The organism is Micromonospora okii (assembly GCF_020884795.1).
GTDB lineage: Bacteria > Actinomycetota > Actinomycetes > Mycobacteriales > Micromonosporaceae > Micromonospora > Micromonospora okii.
Genome location: NZ_BBZF01000022.1, coordinates 182,385 through 202,779, shown reverse-complemented (window position 1 = coordinate 202,779; position 20,395 = coordinate 182,385). Strand labels below are relative to the sequence as shown.

Here is a 20,395-nt window from a genome sequence, read left to right as displayed (position 1 = left end):
GCGAAGGGTGCAGAAGACCGTCTCCCATCCGTGACGCACCGATCAGAACGAAGCCCCATTGCCCCAGGCGCCGTGCGGGTCAAGCCGGCCGCCTGTGTGGACAATATGATCGACAAATATGACTGATCAAGCACGGGACGTGAGCAAAATGTCACCAACAGTGGTTCGTCTGACAACATATTTGACAGTCACTGTCACGGCCGCGACGACGTCGGGCAGGAGCACCCCCCACCGTGGCGGGTGGACCGGATGACCGGGGGCACGGCGCCGGGCGGGCACCCGCCGACCGAGGTCCCGTTCCCGCTGGTGATAGCGGTGACCCCGTCGCCGCAGGAGCGGGTCCGGCTCGCCGAGCGCCTCGACGGCGTCGCGCCGCTGCTGCTGGTGGCCGACCTCGACGAGCTGCGGGGGCTGCTCTCCGCCCCGTCGCCGGGCCCCGGGGCGTCACCGGCGGCCACCGCCCCGCCGGACGACACCCTGCGGATCGACCGGACCCGGTTCGTCGCCCGCTGCCGGGACCGCGAGGTCGCCCTCACCCGCCTCGAACACGGCCTGCTGACCTGCCTGACCAGCGAGCCGGCGCGGGTGTGGAGCTACGCCGAGCTGCACCGGTCGGTCTGGGGCGACGCGGGGCGGCGACGCACGGCGGACGTGCAGTCCCTGGTCAAGCGGCTGCGGCGCAAGCTGGACCAGCTCGGCACCGGCGTCACCGTCGTGGCGGTCCGGGGCGTCGGGTTCCGGCTGACCGACCACCGGCGACCGAGGATCGGCGAGGCGTGAGGCGTTCGCCCCGGGCGCCGGCCCGCGCCCGGGTCACCCCGCGACGCAGTTGTTGCTCGTCCGCTTGACGGTGTACTCCCGGTCGTCGTGGGTGATGCCCGAGGCCGCGCCGTCGAAGTGGGTCTCGACCTTCTCCCAGCCGCGGCGCTGCTCGTAGTGCAGGTGCGGCGCGCCGGAGTTGCCGGTGCTGCCCACCCGACCGATCCGTTCGCCCTGGGCGACCCGCTGCCCGACCCGCACCGGCGGCGGTTCGAGCAGGTGGAGGTACTGCGTCTCCCACCGCCCACCGTGGTCGATCTTCACCCAGTAACCCCCGCCGCGACCGCGCGGCCCCTGCGGGTTCTCCCTGGTACGACCGCCGACCGCACCGTTGATCCCCGCCTCGGTGACCGTGCCGGCGTACGACGCCAGCACCGGCCGCCCCCACGCCTCGCCCTCGGTGGGGAACATGTCCACGTCGTAGTCGTCGTGGCCCGGATACGTGCCGAGCTGCCACGTCTCGCCGCAGGCGACGGGAAGCTGGAACGGCGGGCGCGGGCCGGGCGGAAGCAGCAGCGGCACGACGACCACGGCGACGGCGACGAGGGCCGCTACGGCGGCGAGGGCGGCGAGGACGATGGCGACCCGGGCGGCGCGGCTGCGGCGGGTGCGGGAGCGGGGACGGGGCTGGCCGGGCGTCACCGTCCCGAGGATGGCAGACGCCGGCAAGACGCCGGCCGCCGGGCACCGCCCCGACCGGGTACGGCGGGCGTCAGCCGGACGACGGCGTCAGCGCGGCGGCGCGGTGCTGTCGCGGACGACCAGCTCGGTGGCGAGCTCGAAGCGCGGGCTCTCGATCCTCTCGCCGTTGGCCAGGCGCAGCACGGTGCGCGCGGCGAGCATGCCCATCTCGGCCAGGGGCTGCCGGACCGTGGTCAGCGGCGGGGAGCACCAGCGCACCTCGGGCAGGTCGTCGAAGCCGACCACGCTGACGTCGTCGGGCACCCGCAGGCCCCGCTTGCGGACCGCCTCGTAGACGCCGAGCGCCATCTGGTCGCTGGAGGCGAAGATGGCGGTGGGCGCGTCGGGCAGGGCGAGCAGGTCCGTTCCGGCGGCGTAGCCGGACTCGTGGTAGAAGTTGCCGGGGCGGATCAGGGCGTCGTCGATCGCGACGCCGGCCGCGTCGAGGGCGGCCCGGTAGCCGTCGAGCCGCGCCCGGCTGCACATGAGCTGCGGCGGGCCGGCGATGAAGCCGATGCGGCGGTGGCCGAGGCCGAGCAGGTACTGGTTGGCGCCGAGGCTGCCCGCCCAGTTGGTCGCGCCGATCGTGGGGGCCTCCTGCGGGGCCACCCCGGCCGGGTCCACGATGACGACCGGCACGCCCCGCCGCCGCAGCTCGGCCTGCAACGGCGGCGCCACCATGGACGTCACGAAGATGACCCCCTCGGTGGAGCGGCCGCGCATGTTGTCGAGCCACTGTTTCGCCGAGGAGGTGCGCTGGTGGATGGCCGAGACGACGGTGCCGGCGCCGCTGGCGTGCGCCACGTCCTCCACCCCCCGGATGATCTCCACGGCCCAGGGGCTGTCCAGGTCGTTGAAGACCAAATCGACCAGGGCGGAGCCGGGCCGCCGGCCCGCCGGGGAACGGCGGCGGTAGCCGTGCTGGGTGAGCAGGCCCTCGACGCGTTCCCGGGTCTGCGGGGAGACGTCGGAGCGGCCGTTGATGACGCGGGAGACCGTGGGCACGGAGACGCCGGCCAGACGCGCGATCATCGCGATGGTGACGTTTCGGCTGCTGTCGGAGCCCACGGTACGCCCTTTCGTCATCGAGCCTACGGTCGCAGAAGGCTACCCCAGCGGGTGCTCCTCACCCCTTGACGCTGCCCGCCAGGCCGCCGACGAGCTGCCGTTCCGCCACGGCGTAGAACCCCAGGGCGGGCACCATGGACAGCACCACGTAGGCGAGCACCCGGGCGGTGTCGTCGGCGTACTGGCCCTGGAACGCCTGGACGCCGACGGGCAGGGTCCACCAGCTCTGGTCGGTGAACACGACCAGCGGCAGCATGAAGTTGTTCCAGCTCGTCACGATGGCCAGGACGGAGACGGTGGCCAGGGCGGGCCGGGCCATCGGCAGCAGGACCCGCCAGAAGAACCCGAAGGGGCCGCACCCGTCGAGGATCGCGGCCTCCTCGACCTCGCCGGGGATCGTGCGGAAGAACTGGCGCAGGATGATGACGGTGACCGGCAGCCCGAAGGCGGCCTGGGGCAGGATCACCCCGAGCGGGTTGTCCAGCAGCCCCATCCCGCGCAGCAGGACGAACAGCGGCAGGATCGCCACCGCGAACGGGAACATCAGCCCGACCGCGAACAGGGTGGCCAGCAGCTCCCGACCCCGGAACGCGAAGCGGGCGAAGACGTACGCGGCCATCGCCGCCGCGCCCACGACCACGAACGTGCTGGTGACGGCGATGAGGACGCTGTTGCCGAGCTGCCGCCAGAACACCCGTGAGCCGAGGATGCCCGTGTAGTTGTCGGTGATCCAGGGGTCGGGCCAACCGAGCGGGTTGGTGGAGAGCTGGCCGTTGTCCTTGAACCCGCCGAGCACCCCGAACCAGACCGGTACGACGATGAGCGCGCCGACGGCGACGCAGACGAGGTGCAGCACGAGGCGGCGGGCCCGCGGGGCGTTCGTCGGGCTGGTCATCGCTGGGCTCCCTGGGTGGTGAGCGCGCCCTCGGTGTCGCGGCGCAGGACGACGCGCTGGTAGGTGAGGGCGAAGACGAGGCTCAGGAGGAACATGACGATGCTGATGGCGCTGGCGTAGCCGACCTCGAAGCGGCGGAAGCCGTACTGGTACATCGTCACGGCCATGGTCTCCGAGGCGTGGATCGGGCCGCCGCCGGTGAGCACCCAGACCATGTCGAAGAGCTGGATGGTGCCGATGACCGACAGGAACACGCTGATGCGGATGGTCGGCCCGAGCAGCGGCAGGGTGACGTGCCGGAACGCCTGCCAGGCGGTCGCGCCGTCGGTGGCGGCGGCCTCGGACAGCTCCTTCGGGATGCCCTGGCGGGCGGCCAGGAACAGCATCATGTAGAGGCCGAAGTACTTCCAGGACACGACCAGGAAGACGGCGAACAGCACGGTGTCCGGGTCGGCGAAGACGGCCCCCGCGTCCGCGCCGAGCCACCGCGAGATCGCCCCGCCCAGCCCCCGGTTCGGGGAGAGGACCAGGGTGAACAGGACGGCGGTGGTGACCTCGGAGAGCACGTACGGGGCGAAGAAGACCAGCCGGTAGACGCCGCGGCCCCGCAGGGGCTGGTTGAGCAGCATCGCCAGGCCCAGCGCGGCGGGGAGCTGGACCGTCAGGGAGAGCACGATCAGCACGAACCCCCGCCACAGGTCGCCCCGGAAGGTCGGGTCGGCCAGTGCGCGGGTGTAGTTGTCCAGCCCGACGAAGTTCTCCGGCAGGCCGAAGCCGTTCCACTTGTACAGGCTGGCGTAGCCGGCCACCGCGATGGGGGCGATCACCAGCGACAGGAACAGCAGCAGGGCGGGGGTCAGGAAGACGGCGAGGGCGCCACGGCGGCCCGGCCGGGGCGGGCCGCCCCGCCGCGCGGCGCCCCGACCCGCCGCCGATCGGTGGGTCGCCGGGGCGGCGCGGGAGGCGTCCGCCACGGCCGATGGCCTGGTCATGCCTGCTCCACTCGGTTCTCGCAGCCGGCTACGCGGCCGGTGGGGGTGGCCACGACTACTGGCTCTTCGCCACCGTGGTGATGTCCTTGACGATCTGCGCGGGCGTCTTGTTGCCGGCGAACAGCTCGGCGACGCTGTCGTTGACCTGCTGGCCCACGGCCGGCGGGTACGCCTGGTCGAGGTAGAGCTGGAAGCCGGTGGCGCCGGCCAGGGTCTGCGCGACGATCTTGTTGTTGGGGTCGGCGATCCCGTCGACGGCCTCCCGGACCGTCGGCAGCACCAACCCGGTCTTCGCGGCCCGGCGCTGGTTGTCGACGCTGAGCAGGCTCCTGAGGAAGTCGACCGTCGCAGCCGGGGCGTCCTTGCCGACGGCGAAGCCGTTGCCGCCGCCGAACGCGTCCGAGGCGGAGCCCTTGCCGCCGTCGACGGCGGGGAAGACGAAGAAGCCGAGCTTGTCGCCGAGGCCCTTCTTGCCCGTCGAGGACGACGCCTGCACCGAGGGGGCCCACTGGCCCATCAGCTCCATGGCCGCGCCGCCGTTGCCCATGGTGGCGGCCTGCCCGTCCGGGGAGCTGTAGTCCGCGCCGAGGAAGCCCTTCTGGAAGGGCTGGAGGTCGATCAGCTCCCTGAGCCGCTCGCCGGCGGCGACGAAGTCGGGGGTGTCGAAGTTGCCGTCCTTGGCGGCCTGCTGCAGGGCGCCGAGCCCGCCGACGCGCATCGCCAGGTAGGCCCAGTAGTAGTGGCCGGGCCACTTCTCCTTGCCGGCCAGCGCGATCGGGACGGTGCCGGCCGCCCTGAGCCTGCGGACCGCGTCGAGCAGGCCGGCCCAGGTGGTGGGCGGCGCGGTGACGCCGGCGGCGTCGAAGAGGGCCTTGTTGTACCAGAAGCCGACCATGCCGACGTCGAACGGGACGCCGTAGACCTTGCCGTCGATGGTGAACGGCTGCACGGCGGCGGGCAGCAGGCTGCCGATCCAGGGCTTCACGTCGTCGGTGAGGTCCTTGACCAGGCCCGCGTCGACCTGCTGCTTGAGCGTGCCCCCGCCCCACGACTGGAACAGGTCGGGTGGCGAGCCCGCCTGGGTGGCGGTGGTGAGCTTGGCCTTGAACGCCTCGTTCTCCAGCGGCTGGATCTCGACGGTGACGCCCGAGTGGGCGCCCTGGTACTCCTGGGCCATCGCCGCCCAGACCGGCAGCATCGGCTCCGTGTTCTGGATGTGCCACCAGTTGATGGCCTGCGGGCCGTCCGGGTCGCCGGAGCCCCCGTCGCCGCAGCCGCTGAGCAGGTGGGCGCCGGCACCGGCGCCGAGGAGGCCGAGCAGCGTTCGGCGGGAGAGGTGCGCGTTCATGGTCCATCCCTTCGGGGACTCGCGAGGGGCTCGGGTGCCGACCAGGCCGGCGGGAATCGGAAGCGCGATTTCCGGAAGTTTCGGTGGTGCGTTCGGTGGCATCGATCGATGGCCGGGACGCTACGACGTTGTTACACCCCGGGTCAAGGGGTCTGTCCTATCGCGACGCTAGCGGCTACCGTGGTCGGCACCTCGCAAACTTTCGGTCGGGCAACCGGAAGTTTGCCGAAAGCCGTACCAGAGGAGCCGACGTGTCGACCGAGACCGCCGACGTGGCGACCGCCGCCCGGTCCATCCACAACCCCGTCCTCGCCGGGTTCCACCCGGACCCGTCGATCCTGCGGGTCGACGACGACTACTACCTGGCCACGTCGACCTTCGAGTGGTACCCGGGGGTCCGCGTGCACCACTCCCGCGACCTCGTGCACTGGCGACCGCTGGGCGGGATCATCACCGAGCGCCGCCTGCTCGACCTGCGCGGCTGCGGCGACTCCAACGGGGTGTGGGCACCCGACCTGAGCTGGCACGACGGCGAGTTCCACCTCGTCTACAGCGACGTGGCCAGCTTCGCCAGCGGCTACTGGGACCCGCAGAACTACCTGGTCACCGCCCGCGACGTCGCCGGGCCGTGGTCCGACCCGGTGCGGCTGCACGGGCGCGGCTTCGACGCCTCGCTCTTCCACGACGACGACGGCACGAGTTGGCTGCTGAGCATGAGGGCGGACTGGCGGCCCGGCCGCGACCGCTTCGCCGGCATCGAGATCCAGCGCTACGACCGGGCCGCCCGCCGCCTCGTCGGCCGCCCGCGCCTGCTCTTCACCGGCACCGCCGTCGGGCTCACCGAGGCCCCCCACCTGTACCACCACGACGGGTGGTACTGGCTGGTGACCGCCGAGGGGGGCACGAGCTGGGAGCACCAGGTCACCGTGGCGCGCTCGCGCGAGCTGTTCGGGCCGTACGAGGTGGACCCGGCCGGGCCGCTGCTGACCTCCGTGGGCCGGCCCGAGCTGCGGCTGCAGAAGGCCGGCCACGGCAGCCTGGTGCGCACCCCGCGCGGCGACTGGTACCTGGCCCACCTGGTCGGCCGCCCCTACGCCCCGCTGGGCGACTGCGTGCTGGGGCGGGAGACCGCGATCCAGCGGGTCGAGTGGCCGTCGGGCGGCTGGCCCCGGATCCCCGGGGGCGTGCCCGCCGACGAGGTCGCCGCGCCCGGCCTGCCCGCCCACCCGTGGCCGGCCGAGCCCGCCACCGACCACTTCGACGCCGAGCGGCTGGCCCCGTGCTGGTCCACGCTGCGGCGGCCCGCCGCCGCCGACTGGGTCGACCTGTGCGCCCGCCCGTCGCACCTGCGCATCCACGGCGGGCAGTCGCCGGTGGGCCGGCAGGCCCCCAGCCTGGTCGCGCGGCGCGTCGGCGCGACGCACTGCTCGCTGGAGACGGTGGTCGAGTTCGACCCGCTCGACCACCTCCAGCTCGCCGGGATCACCGCCTACTACAACACCCTCAACTGGCACCACCTCTACCTGACCCGCGCCGACGACGGCCGGCGGGTGCTGGAGCTGCTCAGCTCCGACAACGGGCGGCGCACCGCGTACCCGGAGCTGACCGTCGACGCCCCCGGCACCGGCCGGGTCGGCCTGCGGGCGGTGTTCGACGGGCCCGTCGTGCGCTTCGCCCACGACCTCGGCGACGGCTGGCAGGAGCTCCCCGTGGCCCTGGACGCGACCATCCTCTCCGACGAGCACGCCGCGCTGATCATCGACGGCGAGCCGGCGGCGTGGGGGTTCACCGGGGCGTTCCTCGGCCTGTGGGTGCAGGACCTCGGCGGCGAGCGCTGCCACGCGGACTTCGACCTCGCCACCTACCGGGAACACCGACCGCACAGAGAGGACCGCCCATGATGCTCAGACGATGGATGGCCGCCGGCCTGGTCGCCGTCGCGACCGCCGGCGCGCTGGGCGCCGTGCCGGCCACGGCGAACCGTCCGCACGACCCGACCGACCGCAGCCTGCGCGCCCTCGCCCTGCGCCACAAGCTGCACATCGGCACCGCGGTCGACATGGCCGCCCTCACCGACCCCGCCGACCCCCGGTACCGGGAACTCGTGCGCGAGGAGTTCTCCTCGGTCACCGCCGAGAACGAGATGAAGTGGGAGTCGCTGGAGCCCACCCGGGGCAACTACGACTGGGGCCCGGCCGACGCGTTCGTCGCCGCCGCCCGCCGCAACGACCAGCGGGTACGCGGACACGTGCTGGTCTGGCAGAACCAGGTGCCGAAGTGGCTGACCGACGGCGTCGCCGACGGCTCCATCGGCACCGCCGAGCTGCGCGAGATCCTGCGCCACCACATCACGACCGTGGTCAGCCGCTACCGGGGCCGGATCTGGCAGTGGGACGTGGTCAACGAGGCCGTCAGCGACCCCTGGGACACCCCGTCGACCCTGCACTACAAGGGGTTCTGGGCCGAGCACCTCGGCCCGGGCTACATCGCCGACGCGTTCCGCTGGGCGCGGGCCGCCGACCCCGGGGCCCTGCTGTTCTACAACGACTACAACATCGAGGCGTTCGGCTCGGGGAACCCGGCCGACGACAAGACGCAGTTCGTCCACGACATGGCCCGCGACCTGCTGGCCCAGGGGGTGCCGATCGACGGCGTCGGCAGCCAGGGCCACCTGGGCACCCAGTACGGCAACTACGACCCGATCCAGGTCGCCGACGCGCTGCACCGGTTCGCCCGGCTGGGCCTGGCCACCGCCTTCACCGAGGTCGACGTGCGCAGCCGGCTGACCGACGGGGTGCAGGCCGGCGACCCCGAGGAGATCAACCCACGGCTCCAGGCGTCGGCGGCGAACTTCCACGCGCTGCTCCAGGGCTGCCTGGCCGAGCCGCGCTGCCTGTCGTTCACGGTCTGGGGCTTCACCGACCGGCACTCCTGGGTGCCCGGCTGGTTCGACGACCCCCCGGAGGGGCTGGCCACCATCTACGATGAGGACTACCGGCCCAAGCGCGCGTACCACCTGATCAAGGCCGACCTCGTCTACGCTGGCCCCCCGTACGTGCTGCCCCGGGTCGCGCCGAAGCCCCGCCGGTAGCGGCGCACGCCCGCCCCGCGCGGACCGCGCACCCCGGGGTGTGCGCCGGATCGTGGCCGACGGTCACACCCTGTGCAACCACGGGATGCGGCACGAGGACATGAGCGCCTGGCCGCCCGAGCGGATCGCGGCGGACCTGCGGGAGGCCGGCGACGCCATCCGGGCCGCCGCGCCGTACGCCCGGATCCGGTACTTCCGCGCCCCCTATGGCGCGTGGGGGCAGACCCCCGCCGTGGCCGCCTCCCTCGGCATGCAGCCGCTCGGGTGGCGGCTGGCGGTCGCCGACTGGGAGACGCCGGGCACCGACGAACTCGTCCGCCGCCTGCTCGACGGCATCACCCCGGGCGCGGTGGTGCTGCTGCACGACGGCGGCCGCGACCGCAGTCAGACCGTCGACGCGGTCGACCGGGTGGTGCCGGCGCTGCGGGCCCAACGCTGGCGCTTCACCGTTACCTATCAGTGGGCTCTAGCGACTGATCGGTATGTCCCGCCTTGCGGTGGGACGGTCCCGGTCTTATCCGCCTGAGCGGGCCGGGTTGACGCTTCGCGGCCACCGGCCCGCCGGGGCGGGTCTTACGGTCGGCTCCGCGTCCTGCCACCGGGCCACTCCCGGCGGTGGTGACCTCACGCGCGAGCGCGGCGAGGTTACGCGCGGCGTTCAGGTCCCGATCGAGGGCCAAGCCGCAAGGGTCGCAGATGTAGGTTCGGACACGCAGCGGCAGCTTGGCTTTCACCGCGCCACAGTCCGAACAGGTTTTGCTGGAGGGATACCAGCGGTCGGCCACGATCCGCCGGCCGCCGTTCCATTCAGCTTTGTACGTCACCTGTCGGCGGATCTCACCGAAGCCGGCGTCCGCGATCTGCCGGGCTAGCCGCCGGTTGCGCAGCATGCCGGCCACGTTGAGGTCTTCGACCACGATCGTGCCGTACGTGCGGGCCAGCCGGGTGGTGAGCTTGTGCAGGCCGTCACGGCGCAGGTTCGCCACCCGCGCATGCGCTCGAGCGACCCGCTGGCGGGCGCGTTCCCACCGATTCGAGGGCCGCTGACCGGTGCGCCGGTCCGGCCCGACGCGCCGGGACATCTGTCGGGACAGACGCCGCATCCGCTGGGCCGCCTCGTGCAGGTGCCGGGGGTTGGGCACCATCTCGCCGGTGGACAGCACCGCTAGGTGGGTGATCCCCACATCGACGCCGACCACCGCCTGCGGGCGCGTCGGGGTGTGTTCGGCCCGCTCGACCTCGACGCAGAACGCGACATGCCATCGCCCGCCGTCACGGCGCACGGTCGCGGACAGGATCCGGGCCGTGCCCGCCTCGATGCGGCGGGCGAGCTTGCGGGTCGACTCGTGGGTCTTCAGCCGGCCCAGCCGGGGCAGCACCACGTGCTTGCGGTCCGGCTCCACCCGGATCGCGCCGGTGGTGAACCGGACGCTGGGGGTGGCGCGACGGCGGGACTTGAACCGCGGAAATCCCACGCGTCGACCGGCGCGCTTGCCTGCGCGGGAGTCGGACCAGTTCTTCAAGGCGCGCGCCAGGTTGTCCAGGCCGGTGTTGTACGCCTCCTTGGAGCACTCAGCCCACCACGGCGCCACCTCCGACTTGGCCGCGTTCCACGCCTTGCGCAACGCGGCGAGATCCCATCCGACGGCCGGGGTCAGCAGTTCCTCGGGCGTGCCGTAAGAGCGCTCGGCGGCGCGCTGGTCCATGACCGCCTTCACCCTGGCGAGGCCCCAGTTGTACGCCACCCTGGCCGCGCCCGCATGCGCCAACACCACCCGCTGCTGAAACGGCCTCAGGTCCAGAGCGAACCGATAGGCCTGTATCACCTTCATGACGGCGAGTCCCGCGTGGTGGCGGCCTCGACCGCCCGGCGCGCACGATTCGCAGCAGCCCGACGACCGTAGAGACGCGCGCACAACAAGGTCAAGATCTCCGTGACGTCCCGGACCAGGTCGTCGTCGACCTCCGCCGGGTCGACCACCAACAGCTTGCGGCCCTGCGCGGTCAGCGCCGCCTCGACGTACTCGGCACCGAAGCGAGCAAACCTGTCGCGGTGTTCCACCACGATGGTCGTGACCGTCGGGTCACGCAGTAGGGCGAGGGAACTTCTTGCGGTGCCCGTTCAGCGCGGACCCGACCTCGGTCACCACCTGCGACACCGGCAGGTTCCGCCCGGTCACCCACGTGACGACCCGAGCGACCTGCCGGTCAAGGTCGGCGCACTGGTCGGCGGACGAGACCCCGGCGTACACCACCACCCGCTCGACGCCAGCCGAGGCAGCAGGTAGCGGCTCGCCCACCATGATGAGCCGACCCAGCCGGTAAGTAGGAACAGGCAACGCACCAGCCGCGTACTGCCGCCGCGCGGTGACGTACGCGATGCCCTGAGCCGCCCACTCCTTCAAATTCACCCAATCACCATAGCGTCCACAAGAACGCCAGAGAACACTCAAATCCCGAGCAGTCGTTACCCTCCCTCACCGCCGCCCCCGCTCCCCCGCCCCGCCTTCGCGGCCGGCAACCACACGGATGAGTGGCTATCTCCCGCGCGGATAGCCACTCATCCGTGAAGTGCGCGCCGCACCAGGGCGGGGCGGGCCGGTGGGTCAGGCGACGGAGGCGGGGAAGCGGTCCCACACGCGGTGCGCGGCCATGAGCTGACTCGCGGCGGTCAGGGTCTCCGTGCCGGAGGCGCCCGTGACGACGCCGGGGGTGTCGGCCACCCCCGCCTGCCGCAGCACGGCGACGCCGTCGCCCCACGCGCCGATGACCTTGGCGTGCCGCCAGGCCTCGTCGACCAGGAGCAGCACGCGCGGATCCACGGTGGCCGGGCCCGGCGCGCCGGCCTTGGCGTCGCGGGCGGGAAGCGCGTCCGGGGCCGGGACGGGGGCCGCGGCCAGCAGGAGCGCGTCGAACTCGACGGACCGGGCGGTGGCGAAGGTCCGCTGCACGGGCTCGCCGCCCACCGTGCCGCCGTGCGGGGCGATCAGCAGCGGCACCATGCCGGCGGCGAAGATCTCCCGGCGCACCTGCCCGATGCCGTCGAGATCGACCCCGTCGTCAACGACGATGCCGACCGTGCGGCCGTCGGCCGGCCACTGCTTGCCGACCTGCGACAGCGCAGGGCTGGGCGCGACGTCGGCGAGGGGCACGGTCGGCTCCGGCGCGGGAAGCCCCAGGCCGGTGGCGACCTGCGCGCACAGCACCGGGTCGATGTTGGCCAGGCTCTGGAGCTGCCGCTCCTTGATCGCCTGGTGGTAGCACTTGCCCAGCTCGAAGGTGTACGCCCGGATGATGTGCTCCTTCTCGACCGGCGACATGCTCAGCCAGAACAGGCGGGCCTGGCTGAAGTGGTCGTCGAACGAGACCGGGTTGGCGCGCACCTTGGGCGCCTCGGCGACGGTCACCGGCACGTCGACGAACGCGTCGTCGGCGTCACCGGCGGGGAACGGGTTGCCGCCGTCGAGGGAGTTCGGCCGGTACGGGGCGACCCCGGCGTGGACGGCGTGCTGGTGGAAGCCGTCGCGGAGCATGTCGTTGACCGGGGCGTGCGGGCGGTTGATCGGGATCTGCGAGAAGTTCGGCCCGCCGAGCCGGGTGAGCTGCGTGTCGACGTACGAGAACAACCGGCCCTGCAGCAGCGGGTCGTTGGTGACGTCGATCCCCGGCGGCAGGTGGCCGACGTGGAAGGCGACCTGCTCGGTCTCGGCGAAGAAGTTCGTCGGCGTCCGGTCGAGCACCAGCCGCCCGATCGCCTGCACCGGGGCGAGTTCCTCCGGCACGATCTTCGTCGGGTCGAGCAGGTCGATCCCGGCGAACGTCTCCTCCGGCGTGTCCGGGAAGACCTGGACGCCCAGCTCCCACTCGGGGAACGCGCCGGCCTCGATCGCGTCGTACAGGTCCCGGCGGTGGAAGTCCGGGTCGACGCCGCCCAGCAGTTGCGCCTCCTCCCAGGTCAGGGAGTGCACGCCCAGCTTGGGCTTCCAGTGGAACTTGACCAGCGCGGTCTCCCCGGCGGCGTTGACCAGCCGGAAGGTGTGCACGCCGAAGCCCTCCATCGTCCGGTACGAGCGCGGGATGCCCCGGTCGGACATGTTCCACATGGTGTGGTGCTGCGCCTCGGTGTGCAGGGAGACGAAGTCCCAGAAGGTGTCGTGGGCGCTCTGCGCCTGCGGGATCTCCCGGTCCGGGTGCGGCTTGCCGGCGTGGATGATGTCGGGGAACTTGATGGCGTCCTGGATGAAGAACACCGGCATGTTGTTGGCGACCAGGTCGAAGGTGCCCTCGTCGGTGTAGAACTTGGTCGCGAAGCCCCGGGTGTCGCGGACCGTGTCGGCCGATCCGCGCGAACCGAGGACGGTGGAGAACCGGACGAAGACGTTGGTCCGCCGCCCCTTCTTCAGGAAGCCCGCCTTCGTGATCGCCTCGGCGGCGCCGTACGCCTCGAACACGCCGTGGGCGCCGGCCCCGCGCGCGTGCACGACCCGCTCGGGGATGCGTTCGTGGTCGAAGTGGGTGATCTTCTCGCGGAAGTGGTGGTCCTGGAGCAGGACCGGCCCGCGCGGCCCGGCCTTGAGCGAGTGGTCGGTGTCACGCAGCCGCGCCCCCTGGGAGGTGGTGAGGAAGGCGCCCTGCTGGCCCTTCGCGGTCGTCGGCGCGCCGGTCACCGCCCCGGTCGGCGTCCGGGTCTCCGGTGCGCCCTGCTCCTTCTTCGGCGGCAACGGGTCGTGCGGCGTCGTCGGCTCGTCGACGCTCGGCGGGGCGCTGCCCGGCGCGCCGGGCACGTCCCGGGTGAGCGCGTCGGCCACCTTCCCCGCGGCGGCTTCCACCACGTCCTTGACCACCTTGGCCGGCTTACGGGAATCCATCTGAACGGGTACCTCCGTGGAGCGGGGACGATCTGCTGCCCTGGCCGTACCCGGTGACCAGGTGAGCAAAACGGACCAACCGCTTTTCCCGGTCTGCCGGGGTGCGGTCAGCGTCGCGGCAGCGCCGCCGACCGGGCCGACGGGAGACCGGCGACGGCGCGGGGTCGGAGCGCGGGCCCCGCCTAGGGACCGCTGTGCACCAGCAGGGCCCACAGCTCGGGGAAGTCGGGATACTCGTCGCGCAGTTCCAGCGTCACCCGACGCAGCGCGTGCGCCGCGGCGTCCGCGCCCGGGGTGTCGGGCAACCCCCGGTAGAAGGAGCGCGCGGCCTCCACGGCCACCTGGTCGACGAGCGGCCACAGGCTGGCCACCACGTGCCGGAAGCCGGCGAGGTGGAACGCGGAGGCGAGGTGCAGCACCTCGTCGGCGTACCGGCTGCCGTGGTTCGCGGTGGAGCAGGCCGACAGGTAGGCCAGCTCCGCCTCGGGCAACCGCAGCCCGCCGATGTCGGGAAGCCGGAGCGTCGCGTCGTGCAGCAGCAGCCCGCTGTCGGCCTGGGACGACGTGTCGACGACGGCGTGGCAGGCGAAGTGCGCCCAGGTGGCGTCGGCCATCCCGGCGAGGACGCGGCCGGCGGTGGCGTCGTCGTTGACCAGCCTCGGGCCCTCCAGGACCGCCGCCTCGGCCAGGGCGCCGGGCAGCTCGGCCTGCCCGGGGGTCCGCTGCATCACGACGGTGAGGCGACGGCGGCTCGCCGGCGGCGGACGGTCGCGGGCCTCGCGCAGGGTCCGCAGCGACGGCACGTACGACGACACCAGGGCGTCGAGGGCGCCCGGCCCTCCGAGGTGCCCGGCGGCGTGCAGGGGCAGCAGCCCCAGCAGGCCGGTCGGCAGCCACCACACCCGGTGCGCGCCGGCCGACCGGTGCGGCAGGGCGTCCACCACGCGGGCGACGGCGACGTCCCACAGCCAGCCCAGCGTGTCGCTGACGACCTGACGCCTGCGCAGCGGGTCGACCCGACCCGGCCCGGCGTTGACGACCGCCAGCAACGTGTCGACCCGGGCCGCCACGTCGACCATCCGCAGCTCGGGCAGTTCCACCAGGATCGGGGCGGCGTCCGCCGACACGATGACGGCGTCGCCGCGGTGCCGGCTCGCGTTGACCAGTACGCCGTACCCGCCCGCCACGGCGGGTCGCAGGTCGGCCAGGCTCGGCGCGGCCAGGAAGCCGTCCAGCCCGGGCAGCGCGCCGATCTCGGCCAGCAGCTCGTCGTAGTCCGACCACCACCGCTGTCGTTCGGCCGAGGGGAAGCCCGGCGTGTTGAGCCGCTCGCACACCCAGTGGAACCGGGCGGCGAGCCGTGGCTCCGCCCGGTGCAGCCTGTCGAGGCCGACGCGGGTGCTCGCCTGGCTGGCCAGCAGCACGCCCCGGCCCCGTTCGGCGAACTCCACCGCCCCGGCGGGGTCGCCGATCAGGCAGTGCGCCGCCACCCCCGCGCCGACCAGCCCGACATGCTCGCCGAGCCGATGCTGCTGGTCCGCCCACCCGGCCTCGCGGGGCGCGACGGACGGCAGGAGCGCAGCCGCCGCGTCCAGCATCCGCACGGCGAGCCGCGCCTCGCCGAGCCGCTGGGCGAGGACGCCGACCGCGTGGTGGGCCGCGACCCGGTCGACGGGCGCGGGCGCCGTCGAGTCACGTACCTCCCCCGCCAGTTCCCGCAACCTCGCCACGTCCAGACCGTGGCCCCCGCCGCCGGCGCGCTCCTCGGCGGCGGCGCAGAGCAGGGCCACCAGCCGGGACCGGCCCGGATGGCCGCTCGGTGCGGCCTCCAGCGCCCGCTCGGCGAGCGCGACGGACGCCTCGGCGTCCGCCGGTGACCGGGCGAACCGGTAGCGGGCCAGCCGGGCCTCGGCGAGGTTCGACAGCCGATCCGGCAGGTCGAGATGGTCGTCCGGGGTCCGCGCCACCGCCCGGCTCCCGAGGTCGATCGCCCGGTCCAGGTCCTTCCTGCTCGGGCGCTGGCCGTGCCGGCGCAGGTAGGCGGCGGCGGTGCGGGCCTGCCGGGCGGCGAGGGAGAAGTCGTCGTCGCCGGTGCCGACCAGCGACCGCTCGCCGAGGTCGATCGCGCGGTCCAGGTCGGCCGGCTCGTTGCTGACGCGGTGACGCTGCTGGTACGCCTGCCCCAGCACGGACGCCCAGTCCGGCCGGCAGGCCGGCGCGCCGGCGGTCACCCGCTCCGCGAGGTCGATCGCCTCGATCAACTCCGCGAGCACCCCCGTGTGCAGGTGCCGGGTCAGCCGCACGGCCACGAGATCCATCGAGATCGACGCCCGGTCGGGATGGTCGGCCGGGAGCGCGGCGAGGGCCCACCGCAGGAGGGTCAGGGCGCGGTTCAGGTCACCGTCCGCGCCGAGACGGTGGTGGCGCTGGTGCAGGGCCGCGGCAAGGCGGCGGAGCATCTCGGGGCGGCGGGGATGCTCGTCCTCCAGCAGCGCCAACGCCTCCTCGTTGAGTTCCACGGCCCGGCGCAGGTCGCGCAGCTCCTGACTGCGTTCGTGCCGGCGCAGCAGGATCGCGGCGGCCGTCGCCAGTCGCAGGGGGCGCTGCGGATCGTCGTCCGGGGTCTCGCTCACCACCTGCTCGGCCAGGTCGGCCGCCCGCCGCAGGTCCGACCGGTTCCCAAACCGCTCGTAGCGGCACAGCAGCGCGTCGCCGAGGTCGACCAGGACCGCCGTGCCCGCCGGCCCGCCCGGCAGGGCCGCGGCCCGCTCCGCCAGGGCCACCGCCCGGTCGACGTCCGCCGGGTCGTGGTCCTGCTCGTAGCGTTGCCGGTGGGCCGTGCTCAGCTCCGTCAACAGCGCCGCGTCGTACCGCCCCTCCCGGTCGGTCGCCCGCGTCAGCAGCTCGATGGCCCGGCCGAGGTCGGCGGGCTCGCCCCGCAGGCGGTGGCGGCACCGGTAGGCCCGGGCCAGGTCGGCCTCCCACCCGGTGGGCGGGCCGCCGTCGACGCACGCCGCCGTCGCCGCCTCTTCGCCCCAGGCGACGGCCCGTTCGAGGTCGTCGGTGGAGCCGTCGCGCTCGTGGCGGCGGCGCAGCGCCAGGCAGAGCCGGGGCAGCAGGCCCGCGCGGCGCGGGTCCCGCCCCGGCAGCCGCGGGGCCGCGCCCTCCATCAGGAGGACGGCCGCGTCGAGCAGCGCCGGCTCGGCATCGGCGGCGGAGGCGTCCAGCAGCGTCACCGCCATGTCCGCCTGCTCGGCGGGGTCGGTGAACCGGCCGACCAGCGGTCGCAGCCGCATCGGAACGGCGCGGACGTCGTCGGCGACCTCCTCGACGCAGAGCAGGGCCCGCGCCAGGTCGACGGCGTGGCTCCGCTGGCACCAGCGGTGGAAGTGGAACCAGCCCAGGTTGAGGTACGCCGGGGCGACCCGCGCCTGCGCGGCCTCGGAGGCGGTCTCCGGGTCGAACGTCCGCAGCAGCCGCCACAGGTTCGTCGCGTGCCGCTGCGCCGCCGGGGAGAACACCGCCTCCGGACCTCCGGCGTACCCGTACCCGGTGACCAGGTCCCCCACCCGCCAGGTGAGTTCGTCGAGGAGCATGCCGCCGCCCTACGCCGCGCCCGCCGTCACCAGCGCACGTCCAGTTGGACGAGGCGGGGCGGAACCGACGCGCCCCCGGCCGCCAGCAGCAGGCCGTCGTCCGGCAGGACGGCGAGGTCGACGACCGGAGTGGGGCTCGTGTCGGCGTGGTCCAGTTCGGCGAGCAGAACACCCGACTCGACCTCCCAGACCCGCGTGTGCCGGCCGATCGTGGCGGCGACGACCGTCCGCAGGTCGGGCAGCGCCGCGAGGGCGACGTCACCAGCGCCGGGCTGCGGCATGGCCAGCGTCCGGATCACCCGACCGGTGTGCCCGTCCCAGACCCGCACCTCGTCGCCGGCGGTGGCCGCCACCCGGTACGACCGGTCGGCGAGCGTCGCCACCGCGACCGCCGGACGCTCCCATCGCCAGTCGCCGGGGCCCATCGTCAACTCGTGCAGCCGGCACCCGTTGGTGGCGTCCCAGACCTGGACCGGTGCCACGCCTTCGGGCACCACCCCCGCCACCACGCACAGGCGCCCGTCGGCGAGCACCGCGCTGGCCGTGGACCACACCAGTTGCAGGCCCGGAGTCCCCATCGTCAGCTTCCTGATGATGGCCCTGTTCTCGGCGTCCCAGACCACGACCGTGGCGTCGTCGCTCCCGGTGACCAGCATCGGCACCCGCCCCGGCAGGAGGGCCCAGGACAGCGCGTTGACGGGCCACTCGTGCGCCGGGATCTCCACCAGGGGGTCGCCGTCCCGGACGGACCAGGCCCGCGCCTGGCCGTCCTTGCCCCCGGTCGCCAGCACCGGGGCGCCGTCGGAGAGCACGGCGACGCGGACCGACAGGATCCACTCGGTGTGGCCGGAGACGTCGCGGACGCGCGCGCCGGTGCGGACGTTCCACACCGTCGCGATGTCGTCGTGGCCGGTGGCGAGCAACTGCCGGCCGTCGGGGAGCACGGCCAGGGCCAGGGCGTTGACGCGGGGCATCGCCCCCTCGTCCCGCATGGACGCGGGCGTGACGTCCCGGACGTCGGTGGCGGACGGCCCCCAGTCCCGGGGCTCGGCGCTCATCGGGCCGACCGCGCCGGGCGGCACCGGCGACTCGTCGGCGTTGAGCGGCCACCGGTTCCGGTACGGCAGGTGGTACATGTCGTTGTACGTGTCGAGGTCGTCCTCGGCGACGATCACACCCGAGTCCAGGATGCGGAGCCCCGCCGGGGAACTGGACCTGCGCCGGACCGACGCGTCGGGAACGTCGCTGGAGCGGTACGGCAACTCGTCGTCGGCGTTGCTGCGGACCGACTCCTCGTACTCGTCGTCGGCAGCCGCCAGCCCCGCGTGGTCGACCACCCGCCAGTCCACGCCCGTTTCGCGGGCTGTCGACACGGCGTAGCGCTCCGTCCCGTCGTACGGATCCTCGTACCTCACCAGCTCGATCTGGCCGTCGAGGAACGCGTGCGTCTCGGTGCAACGCAGGACGGCGCCCCCGTTGATCGCGTCGAGGTAGCTGGCCCAGATCTGCTCCTGGCGGCGGCCCCAGTACGAGTGGAGGCACTCGTCGTCGTGCGTGTCGTAGAGCACCCGGGACCCGTCGGGCCCGCACACCGTCGCGAAGGGCGCGGCGTCGACGTCGACCTGCTCCCACCGCCCGTCGTGGTAGGTCATCAGCCCCCGGACGGCACGCCACGCCGCGTGCCGGTCGGCGTACTCGCGCAGACCGAAGCCCCTGTGGCGGACGTACCATCCGCCGCCCGCGACGGTCCCGACCTGGATGTGCACGCTGCGAGCCGCCGCACCGGGAAGACGGGCCGCCCACTGCATGACGGCGACCCGGCGCACGTCGTCCACGGGGAATGCCGCGATGGGATCGTCGTCCACCGGAGGATGTTAGCCGCACCGTGACGGCGCCGGTTCCGACCGCCAGCGGCCCCGAACGGGTGCGGGCGTCGGGCGGCGACGGACCGCCCCGATGCCCGGTCGCCGCCGCACGGGGCGACCGGGCCCGGAGGCTGGACCGGGGCCGTCAGCCGGCGCGGCGCAGGCGGGCGAGCATTCCGTCGAGGTCGCGGACGAACATGTCGTGCCGGAATTTGTGCCCGCCGGGGGCCTCGTGCCACTCGTGGGGGATGCCGGCCTGCCCGAGGGCCGCCCGGAACTCGCGCTGCCCGTGCAGCACCTCCGTCTCGTTGACGGTGTCGAACCAGTCGATCGGGTCGGGCGAGGTGCCGGCGACGAGGAAGACGCGCTTGTTGCGGTAGCTGGGAATGCGCTGGAACGGGTTGTCGGCGGTGACCCTGGCCTCGTCCCACAGCGGCGCGCCGTAGACCGTGCCGCCGCCGAGCTCCACGGCGGCGGAGCTGGCGTTGGCCCAGTGCACGACGAGGCCGAAGTTCCGGCGCAGGCTGGCGGGCCCGGAGTGGGAGCTGACCGAGCAGAAGTGGCCGTAGTACTTCGCGGCGTACTTCAGGGCGCCGAAGCCGCCCATCGAGAAGCCGGCCACGGCGCGGCCGTCGTACTCGGCGAAGGTGCGGAAGTTCGCGTCGATCCACGGCAGGAGCTGGGCGATGTGGAAGGTCTCCCAGTTGCGCGGGCCGACGTTGCTGCTCACCGGGTTGGAGTACCAGCCCGTCGCGGCGTCCGGCATGACGACGATGATCTCCCGGCCGGCGGTGAGGCCGACGATGTTCTCGTGCATGTGGAAGGCCCGGAAGTCGGAGTTGCCGCCGTGCAGCAGGTACAGCACCGGGTAGCGCTTGCCGCTGGTGTGGTAGCCGTCCGGCAGCAGCACGTTGACGCCCGGGTCCCACCCGATCGCGGCGGTGTCGAACCGGTAGTACTGCAACCGGCCGCCGTTCTCGTTGCGGTCGACGATGCGCAGGCCGTACCCGTCGACGGCCGCGCTCGCGGCCGACGGCGCGGCGAGCGCCCCGGCGAACGTCCCGGCTGCGGCGACGGCCGCGGTGCCGGTGAGCAGCCGTCGGCGGCTGATGGACGACGGATGGGAAGTGCGGTGCACAGGCTCCTCCTCGTTCAGAGAGTGGTTTCGCGCG

14 protein-coding genes and 1 pseudogene are annotated in these 20,395 nt (G+C 73.4%); 4 read left to right on the top strand and 11 right to left on the bottom strand.

Annotated features, from left to right (window positions below; genetic code table 11):
- Nucleotides 1-249 precede the first annotated feature (249 nt).
- The gene (locus LPU43_RS21755) at nucleotides 250-780 is read left to right on the top strand and encodes a winged helix-turn-helix domain-containing protein (protein ID WP_229402349.1); all 531 of its coding nucleotides are present in this window, start codon (nucleotides 250-252) and stop codon (nucleotides 778-780) included.
- Between the two features lie 33 nt (nucleotides 781-813).
- On the opposite strand, the gene LPU43_RS21750 is transcribed toward LPU43_RS21755, so the two are convergent.
- From LPU43_RS21750 to LPU43_RS21730, 5 genes are all read right to left on the bottom strand, one after another.
- Nucleotides 814-1,461 carry a M23 family metallopeptidase gene (locus LPU43_RS21750; RefSeq protein WP_229402348.1) on the bottom strand — a complete coding sequence of 216 codons (648 nt, stop codon included), beginning with the start codon at nucleotides 1,459-1,461 and terminating at the stop codon, nucleotides 814-816.
- Between the two features lie 87 nt (nucleotides 1,462-1,548).
- On the bottom strand, nucleotides 1,549-2,586 hold the full coding sequence (locus LPU43_RS21745; protein ID WP_229402347.1) for a LacI family DNA-binding transcriptional regulator: 1,038 nt from the start codon (nucleotides 2,584-2,586) through the stop codon (nucleotides 1,549-1,551).
- Nucleotides 2,587-2,626: 40 nt separating this feature from the next.
- On the bottom strand, nucleotides 2,627-3,463 hold the full coding sequence (locus tag LPU43_RS21740) for a carbohydrate ABC transporter permease (RefSeq protein WP_229402346.1): 837 nt from the start codon (nucleotides 3,461-3,463) through the stop codon (nucleotides 2,627-2,629).
- Nucleotides 3,460-4,455: a carbohydrate ABC transporter permease gene (locus LPU43_RS21735; RefSeq protein ID WP_229402345.1), complete on the bottom strand. Its 996-nt coding sequence runs from the start codon at nucleotides 4,453-4,455 to the stop codon at nucleotides 3,460-3,462. The genes LPU43_RS21740 and LPU43_RS21735 overlap by 4 nt, the downstream gene beginning before the upstream one ends.
- Before the next feature lie 55 nt (nucleotides 4,456-4,510).
- The gene (locus tag LPU43_RS21730; RefSeq protein WP_229402344.1) at nucleotides 4,511-5,803 is read right to left on the bottom strand and encodes an extracellular solute-binding protein; all 1,293 of its coding nucleotides are present in this window, start codon (nucleotides 5,801-5,803) and stop codon (nucleotides 4,511-4,513) included.
- A gap of 251 nt (nucleotides 5,804-6,054) precedes the next feature.
- On the opposite strand from LPU43_RS21730, the gene LPU43_RS21725 reads away from it, so the two are divergent.
- Genes LPU43_RS21725 through LPU43_RS21715 form a run of 3 tightly spaced genes read left to right on the top strand, consistent with a single transcriptional unit; the run spans nucleotide 6,055 to nucleotide 9,420 of the window.
- Nucleotides 6,055-7,704: a glycoside hydrolase family 43 protein gene (locus LPU43_RS21725; protein ID WP_229402343.1), complete on the top strand. Its 1,650-nt coding sequence runs from the start codon at nucleotides 6,055-6,057 to the stop codon at nucleotides 7,702-7,704.
- Nucleotides 7,701-8,894 (top strand): endo-1,4-beta-xylanase, encoded by a 1,194-nt coding sequence (locus LPU43_RS21720; protein ID WP_229402342.1) that lies wholly within the window; start codon nucleotides 7,701-7,703, stop codon nucleotides 8,892-8,894. Before LPU43_RS21725 ends, LPU43_RS21720 begins: the two co-directional genes overlap by 4 nt.
- The gene (locus tag LPU43_RS21715; protein WP_255686481.1) at nucleotides 8,845-9,420 is read left to right on the top strand and encodes a polysaccharide deacetylase family protein; all 576 of its coding nucleotides are present in this window, start codon (nucleotides 8,845-8,847) and stop codon (nucleotides 9,418-9,420) included. Before LPU43_RS21720 ends, LPU43_RS21715 begins: the two co-directional genes overlap by 50 nt.
- On the opposite strand, the gene tnpB is transcribed toward LPU43_RS21715, so the two are convergent.
- From tnpB to LPU43_RS21685, 6 genes and pseudogenes are all read right to left on the bottom strand, one after another.
- The gene (gene tnpB, locus LPU43_RS21710) at nucleotides 9,344-10,726 is read right to left on the bottom strand and encodes an IS607 family element RNA-guided endonuclease TnpB (RefSeq protein WP_229402340.1); all 1,383 of its coding nucleotides are present in this window, start codon (nucleotides 10,724-10,726) and stop codon (nucleotides 9,344-9,346) included. The genes LPU43_RS21715 and tnpB overlap by 77 nt on opposite strands.
- Nucleotides 10,723-11,305, bottom strand: a pseudogene (locus LPU43_RS21705) (IS607 family transposase). Before LPU43_RS21705 ends, tnpB begins: the two are co-directional and overlap by 4 nt.
- A 195-nt stretch (nucleotides 11,306-11,500) precedes the next feature.
- Complete coding sequence (locus tag LPU43_RS21700) at nucleotides 11,501-13,762, bottom strand: catalase (protein WP_229402339.1); 2,262 nt, start codon at nucleotides 13,760-13,762, stop codon at nucleotides 11,501-11,503.
- A gap of 182 nt (nucleotides 13,763-13,944) precedes the next feature.
- Complete coding sequence (locus tag LPU43_RS21695; RefSeq protein ID WP_229402338.1) at nucleotides 13,945-17,358, bottom strand: CHAT domain-containing protein; 3,414 nt, start codon at nucleotides 17,356-17,358, stop codon at nucleotides 13,945-13,947.
- 26 nt (nucleotides 17,359-17,384) lie between these two features.
- A complete protein-coding gene (locus LPU43_RS21690; protein WP_229402337.1) occupies nucleotides 17,385-19,223 on the bottom strand; it encodes a WD40 repeat domain-containing protein in 1,839 nt (612 codons plus the stop codon).
- Between the two features lie 145 nt (nucleotides 19,224-19,368).
- Nucleotides 19,369-20,361 (bottom strand): alpha/beta hydrolase, encoded by a 993-nt coding sequence (locus LPU43_RS21685; RefSeq protein ID WP_229402336.1) that lies wholly within the window; start codon nucleotides 20,359-20,361, stop codon nucleotides 19,369-19,371.
- Between the last annotated feature and the right edge of the window lie 34 nt (nucleotides 20,362-20,395).

Coding starts and splice junctions, on each gene's coding strand:
- LPU43_RS21720 (WP_229402342.1), top strand. CDS start 7,701: ATGATGCTCAGACGATGGATGGCCGCCGGCCTGGTCGCCGTCGCGACC.
- tnpB (WP_229402340.1), bottom strand. CDS start 10,726: ATGAAGGTGATACAGGCCTATCGGTTCGCTCTGGACCTGAGGCCGTTT.
- LPU43_RS21740 (WP_229402346.1), bottom strand. CDS start 3,463: ATGACCAGCCCGACGAACGCCCCGCGGGCCCGCCGCCTCGTGCTGCAC.
- LPU43_RS21745 (WP_229402347.1), bottom strand. CDS start 2,586: ATGACGAAAGGGCGTACCGTGGGCTCCGACAGCAGCCGAAACGTCACC.
- LPU43_RS21700 (WP_229402339.1), bottom strand. CDS start 13,762: ATGGATTCCCGTAAGCCGGCCAAGGTGGTCAAGGACGTGGTGGAAGCC.
- LPU43_RS21755 (WP_229402349.1), top strand. CDS start 250: ATGACCGGGGGCACGGCGCCGGGCGGGCACCCGCCGACCGAGGTCCCG.
- LPU43_RS21730 (WP_229402344.1), bottom strand. CDS start 5,803: ATGAACGCGCACCTCTCCCGCCGAACGCTGCTCGGCCTCCTCGGCGCC.
- LPU43_RS21735 (WP_229402345.1), bottom strand. CDS start 4,455: ATGACCAGGCCATCGGCCGTGGCGGACGCCTCCCGCGCCGCCCCGGCG.
- LPU43_RS21695 (WP_229402338.1), bottom strand. CDS start 17,358: ATGCTCCTCGACGAACTCACCTGGCGGGTGGGGGACCTGGTCACCGGG.